This window comes from Arsenicicoccus sp. UBA2120 (assembly GCF_002330965.1).
Classification (GTDB): Bacteria; Actinomycetota; Actinomycetes; order Actinomycetales; family Dermatophilaceae; genus Arsenicicoccus; species Arsenicicoccus bolidensis.
In genome coordinates, this window is sequence record NZ_DCYC01000054.1 from 1 (window position 1) to 5,731 (window position 5,731).

The following is a 5,731-nucleotide window of genomic DNA, read 5'->3' on the forward strand; positions in this document are numbered from 1 at the left end:
TGCCTGGCGTCGTTGGGTCGGGGTGCGCAGGCCGCGAAGGCGGCCGGGGACGCCCGCAGCGTGTCGCAGCTGCGCGCGGACCTGCTGGTGCAGCGTTCGGGACCGGGGACACCGCGGCGTGGCTGCCCGGCTACGGCCCGGTCCCCGCCCCCGTGGCCCGCCGGCTGCTGCGCGGACAGGACGAACGCCACCACGGCCGCCACCCCGAGAACGGCTGTGGTGATGGGGATGGGCACGTCCTCAGAGACGGTGACACTTCGCCGGGGTACGTGCCGGGTGAGGGGGTCGACGGGGACGACCCGGCCGTGCTGGCGCGGGCGGCGGACGTGTTCCTGCGCCGCTTGTACACCCACCCCGACACCGGGCAGCTGGTCGCCCTGGATGCGCGAGGTCGCACCTTCGACGGCGCGTTGCGCCGGTTGATCGTGTGGCGCGACGGGACCTGCCGGGCCCCGGGCTGCGACTCGCCCATCCGTCACGTCGACCACGTCCAGGCGTGGCGGGACGGCGGGCCCACCAGCGCGAGCAACGGCGTCGGGGTGTGCGAGGCCCACAACTACGCCCGCGAAGCGGCCGGCCACACCGCACACGGCCTCCAGCACCGGCCAGACGACACCGGCTGGGACCCGCCACCAGCGATCACCTACCGCTACCCCGACGGCAGTCAGCACACCACCACGCCCCCACCCCTGATCCCCTCCATCTGGGGACCCGTCGGCAGCCACCCGCGCCGACCCGCCGACCCGGTCGACTAGGCTTGGGCGGTCGCTCAGGCGACGTTCCCCGGTTGGTCTGCTGGCAGGGCCCGCCTGACTTTGAATCAGGACAAGCGACGTAGGTTCGATTCCTACCCGGGGAGCCCGGCGCGCGTGAGACGGCGACGTCCACGGACGCGCGCACCCGACGGCCGTCACCTGGTGGACCGGTAGAGTTCACGGCGTGCGCCGTCAGCGCGCACGAGCCCTGTCCCCGCCAGGCTGGAGACCCCCAGTGACCGCAGTTCGTCCTGCCGCCGTCATCGTCCTCGCCGCAGGCGAGGGCACCCGGATGAAGTCCGCCACCCCCAAGGTGCTGCACACCATCGGAGGCCGCAGCCTCGTGGGCCACGCGATCAGGGCGGCCGAGGGCGTCGAGCCGCTGCACCTGGCGGTCGTGGTGCGTCACGAGCGGGAGCGGGTGGCGGCGCACGTCGCCGAGATCGCCCCCGACGCGGTGATCGCCGACCAGGACGAGGTCAAGGGCACGGGCCGGGCCGTGGAGTGCGGCCTCGAGCAGCTGCCGGGCGACCTGTCCGGCACCGTGGTCGTGACGTATGGCGACGTGCCGCTGCTCGAGTCGGTCACCCTCACGGCCCTGCTGGAGCAGCACGACGCCACCGGCAGCGCCGTCACGGTCGTCACCGCGCACCTCACGGACCCCACGGGCTACGGCCGCATCGTGCGCGACGCCGACGGCTCGGTCGCCGCCATCGTGGAGCAGAAGGACGCGACGCCGCAGCAGCGGGAGATCACCGAGATCAACTCGGGTCTCTACGCCTTCGATGCCCAGGTGCTGCGCAGCGCCCTCGCCCAGGTGGGCACCGACAACGCCCAGGGCGAGAAGTACCTCACCGACGTCCTGGCCATCGCCAAGGGTCAGGGCCTCACGGTCGGCGCCCACGTCGTCGACGACCTGTGGCAGACCGAGGGCGTCAACGACCGCGTCCAGCTCGCCACGCTCGGCAAGGAGCTCAACCGCCGCATCGTCGAGCGGTGGATGCGCGAGGGCGTCACCGTCGTCGACCCGGCCACCACGTGGATCGACGCGGACGTCTCGATCGGCCGCGACACCACCATCCGCCCGGGCACCCAGCTGCTCGGCGCCACCACGATCGGCACCGACGCGGAGATCGGTCCCGACACCACGCTCCAGGACACGCAGGTGGGGGACGGCGCGAGCGTCATCCGGTCCCAGACCCTCCTGGCCGAGATCGGCCCGCAGGCCACCGTCGGTCCGTTCTCCTACCTGCGCCCCGGCACGACGCTCGGCGTCAAGGCCAAGGTCGGCGGCTTCGTCGAGACCAAGAACGCCCAGATCGGCGACGGCGCCAAGGTCCCGCACCTGACCTACTGCGGCGACGCGACGATCGGGGAGGGCACCAACGTCGGCGCCGGCACGATCTTCGCCAACTACGACGGCGAGCAGAAGCACCGCAGCACCCTCGGCAAGCACGTCTTCATCGGCTCCAACTCGGTGCTCGTGGCCCCGGCCGAGATCGGTGACGGCGCCTTCGTCGCGGCGGGCTCCGCCATCAACCAGCCGGTCGGCGCCGGCGACCTGGCCGTCGCGCGTGGCCGTCAGCGCAACATCCCGGGCTACATCGCCAAGCGGCGCCCGGGCACCAAGGCCGCCGAGGCAGCAGCCGCCGCCACGGCCCAGCAGGGCGACGACAGCAAGCAGGAGGGCACCACCCGATGACCGGTGTGAAGCGCACCAACGAGAAGAACCTCATGATCTTCAGCGGCCGGGCGCACCCCGCGCTCGCCGAGGAGGTGGCCTACCAGCTCGAGACCCAGGTGGTCCCGACCGACTTCCGCACCTTCGCCAACTCCGAGATCTACGTGCGCTTCCAGGAGTCCGTCCGCGGCTCCGACGCCTTCGTGATCCAGAGCCACACGGCCCCGATCAACGAGTGGATCATGGAGAACCTCATCATGATCGACGCGCTCAAGCGGGCCAGCGCCAAGCGCATCACGACGGTCATGCCCTTCTACGGCTACGCCCGCCAGGACAAGAAGCACCTCGGTCGCGAGCCCATCTCGGCCCGGCTCATGGCCGACCTGTTCAAGACCGCGGGCGCGGACCGGCTCATCGCGGTCGACCTGCACACCGAGCAGATCTCCGGCTTCTTCGACGGGCCGGTCGACCACCTGCAGGCCATCCCGATCCTGTCGGAGTACGTCTACGACAAGTACCACCACCACAACCTGTGCGTGGTGTCCCCGGACGCCGGGCGGATCAAGGTCGCCGAGAAGTGGGCCAACCGCCTCGGCGGCACCCCGCTGGCGTTCATCCACAAGACCCGCGACCCCCACAAGGCCAACCAGTCCGTCGCCAACCGCGTGGTCGGTGACGTCGAGGGCCGCATGTGCATCCTGGTCGACGACATGATCGACTCCGGCGGCACGATCTGCCAGGCCGCCGACGCCATCATGGCGGCGGGCGCGAGCGGCGTGGTCATCGTCGCGACCCACGGCATCCTGTCCGACCCCGCCGTCGAGCGGCTCAAGGCGTCCGTGGCGCGGGAGGTCGTCCTGACCAACACCCTGCCCATCCCCGAGGAGAAGCGCTTCGACAAGCTGACGGAGCTGTCGATCGCCCCGCTGATCGGCGACGCGATCCGTGAGGTGTTCGAGGACGGGTCGGTCACCTCGCTCTTCGACCACGCGTCGGAGCGCGCTCACTGACGACCGGCCGTATGCCGGACGCACGCCGCCTCACGGGGTCACCCCGAGGCGGCGTGCGGGCGTCATACGGTCAGAGCGCGAGCTCCCGGCGCACCTCGGCGGGCCACTCGCGCACGTCCAGGCCGTGGGCGCGCAGCAGCGCCAGGGCGACCCGCTCCACGCCGAAGCCCATGCACGCCGTCTCGGCCGGCGACCCGTCGGGCAGGGTGATGTCGAAGGCCTGGGCGAAGTGGGGGCCGTGCAGGTTGGCCGAGGCGAGCGCGGTGCGGGGGTGCCCGGGTCCGTAGGCCTGGACCGACAGCTCGCGCTTGAGCTCGGCGGCGCGCTGGCCGCGGGCCATCAGCCGGCCGGCGCGACCGAAGAAGGGGTCGTTGGCGACCTCGCCCTCCACCTCGAGGCCGAGGGAGGTGAGCAGGTCACGGGCCCGGCCGAAGTAGTGGTCGCGGTGCTCGGCGCAGTCCTCGTGCGTCCCGACGTGCACGGACTCCTTCTGGCGGAAGGTGATCGAGCGGAAGGGATCGTCGGACGGCTCGTGGCGGAACGCGTGGCCGTAGATCAGGTAGGAACCGCTGACCTGCTGACCCGCCAGCGCGGCATACAGGGGGTGGCACGCGGCCGAGCCGAGCATCAGGCCGGCGGGCTCGAGCCGGTGGGTCCAGTCCTCGCCCGCCTCGCACTCGGCCAGCAGCTCGCGGTGCTCGGAGTCCCCGCCGCGAAAGATGTCGACGCTGCCGACGAGGTGGGGCTGGGAGCTGACGTAGCCGGTGAGCTGGAAGCATCCCTGCGGCATGAGCGGCCCGAAGTGGTAGGCCGTCTGCGGCCGGTCGGAGTACATCGCGTCCAGCCGCCCGACGAAGCCGAGCACGACGCGCTCCAGGTCCGCGCCCCGGCCCCACGTGCCCTGCTGCCGCAGGGGGAGCAGGTGGCCCGCCTCGACCAGGGCCCGACGGAACTCGACGTGCTCCGGCGCGAGCTGCGCCGGCGTGGTCGGCTCCGGCGTGGTCGGCTCCGGCACGACGTGCTTCGTCGCGTCCTGCTCGAGCTCGACGTGCCGGCCCCCCGGCTGCACCCCCACGAGGCTCATCAGCCGCGTATCCGCTCGACGACGTCGCTGATGGAGCGCAGCGAGGTGAAGGTCTCGCGGGTCAGGAGGTCGTCGGGGAACTCGACGTCCAGGTCGTCCTCGAGCGCCATCATGAGGTTGACGCTGCGGTGCGAGGTCATGCCGGCGTCGAACAGGTCGTCGTCGGGCGCCAGCTCGGAGGCGTCGCGCTCCAGGCCGGCGTGCGCGGCGACGACGGTGCGGACGGCCTCGATGGTGTCGGTGCTCATGGTGTCCCTTCCTGCGGTGGTGTCGGCTGGTCTGCGGTGCGGGCGGGGCGCAGCCCCACCGCGGTGACGGTGATGGTGTCGGTCAGGTAGGTGCTGCGACGGGGGAGGTCGGGCGCCTCGACGGGCGCCTCGACCACGAGCTCGTGGATCTCGAGCCGGTCGGCCAGCTCGCGCGGGCGCCCGTGCAGCCGGACAGTCGGTCGTCGGGCGTCGCCGACCACCTCGATGTGTCGCCACGGCCAGGGGTCCGCGTCGCTGGGGCCGAGCACCTTGGTGACGGCCTCCTTGGCCGCCCAGCGCCGGGCGGTGTCGAGGACGAGCGCGCGGCCGGTCAGGCCCGCCTGCTCGGCCCGCTCGCGGGGGGAGAGGAGGAAGTCGCGGTAGCGGTCGGCGTACGCGTCCAGGGATCGGCCGACCTCGCCGACGTCGGCGGTGTCCACGCCCACGGCAGCGACCTGTGCGCCCCGCGTCGACGGACGCTCGGCGACGCAGCCCTCGCTCATGTCCACCCCGTCCGTGCCCCTTGCTCGTCGGCTTCCCCCGGCGGCGTTCCTGCCGGTCAACAGCCCGATCCTAGGTGGTGGCCCCCCGGCGTGGGGGGCGGTTGGCCAGAACTCGAGGGCCCCGCACGAGGCGGGTGGCCGAACGTTCACAGGGCGTTCGGCGACTCGTCGACCGCGCGACGCCCCGTTCGGCTTGCCGAGCGCCTATCTTCGGGCCCGTGAAGCTCTCGGTGATCGGATGTGGATATCTCGGTGCGGTGCACGCGGCCAGCATGGCTGAGCTGGGGCACGAGGTGGTGGGGGTCGACGTGGACGTCGAGCGGGTGGCCCGGTTGTCGAGGGGTGAGGCGCCGTTCTACGAGCCGGGGTTCGCGGAGCTGTTGCGTCGGGGGGTGGACGGGGGGCGGTTGCGCTTCACGACGGAGATGGGGGACGTGGCGGGGGCGCGGG

At 72.3% G+C, this 5,731-nt stretch carries 7 protein-coding genes, 1 tRNA gene and 1 pseudogene; 5 read left to right on the plus strand and 4 right to left on the minus strand.

Annotated elements, in window-relative coordinates:
- Positions 1 to 236, minus strand: a 236-nt coding sequence (locus B2P18_RS07700; protein WP_286957856.1) for a hypothetical protein, incomplete at its 3' end; no start/stop codon positions are given.
- Between the two features lie 33 nt (positions 237 to 269).
- Here B2P18_RS07700 and B2P18_RS07705 point away from each other — a divergent pair.
- The 4 genes from B2P18_RS07705 (at position 270) to B2P18_RS07720 (ending at position 3,446) form a co-directional block, all read left to right on the plus strand.
- Positions 270 to 755 (plus strand): HNH endonuclease signature motif containing protein, encoded by a 486-nt coding sequence (locus B2P18_RS07705; RefSeq protein WP_286957857.1) that lies wholly within the window; start codon positions 270 to 272, stop codon positions 753 to 755.
- Positions 756 to 780: 25 nt separating this feature from the next.
- Positions 781 to 859 (plus strand) — tRNA-Gln (locus B2P18_RS07710).
- 131 nt (positions 860 to 990) lie between these two features.
- Positions 991 to 2,457, plus strand: coding sequence for a bifunctional UDP-N-acetylglucosamine diphosphorylase/glucosamine-1-phosphate N-acetyltransferase GlmU (gene glmU, locus B2P18_RS07715; RefSeq protein WP_286957859.1), 1,467 nt, complete (start codon positions 991 to 993; stop codon positions 2,455 to 2,457).
- Positions 2,454 to 3,446 carry a ribose-phosphate diphosphokinase gene (locus tag B2P18_RS07720; protein WP_019285459.1) on the plus strand — a complete coding sequence of 331 codons (993 nt, stop codon included), beginning with the start codon at positions 2,454 to 2,456 and terminating at the stop codon, positions 3,444 to 3,446. Before glmU ends, B2P18_RS07720 begins: the two co-directional genes overlap by 4 nt.
- A gap of 70 nt (positions 3,447 to 3,516) precedes the next feature.
- Here the strand turns inward: B2P18_RS07720 and B2P18_RS07725 are convergent, their stop codons facing one another.
- Genes B2P18_RS07725 through B2P18_RS07735 form a run of 3 tightly spaced genes read right to left on the minus strand, consistent with a single transcriptional unit; the run spans position 3,517 to position 5,281 of the window.
- Positions 3,517 to 4,530: a hypothetical protein gene (locus B2P18_RS07725; protein WP_029211332.1), complete on the minus strand. Its 1,014-nt coding sequence runs from the start codon at positions 4,528 to 4,530 to the stop codon at positions 3,517 to 3,519.
- Complete coding sequence (locus B2P18_RS07730) at positions 4,530 to 4,778, minus strand: acyl carrier protein (protein WP_019285461.1); 249 nt, start codon at positions 4,776 to 4,778, stop codon at positions 4,530 to 4,532. The genes B2P18_RS07725 and B2P18_RS07730 overlap by 1 nt, the downstream gene beginning before the upstream one ends.
- Entirely contained in the window at positions 4,775 to 5,281 is a 507-nt protein-coding gene (locus B2P18_RS07735) for a holo-ACP synthase (RefSeq protein ID WP_029211333.1), read from the minus strand. The genes B2P18_RS07730 and B2P18_RS07735 overlap by 4 nt, the downstream gene beginning before the upstream one ends.
- A gap of 230 nt (positions 5,282 to 5,511) precedes the next feature.
- Between B2P18_RS07735 and B2P18_RS07740 the strand changes: the two are divergent.
- Positions 5,512 to 5,731, plus strand: a pseudogene (locus B2P18_RS07740) (UDP-glucose 6-dehydrogenase); the annotation flags it as partial.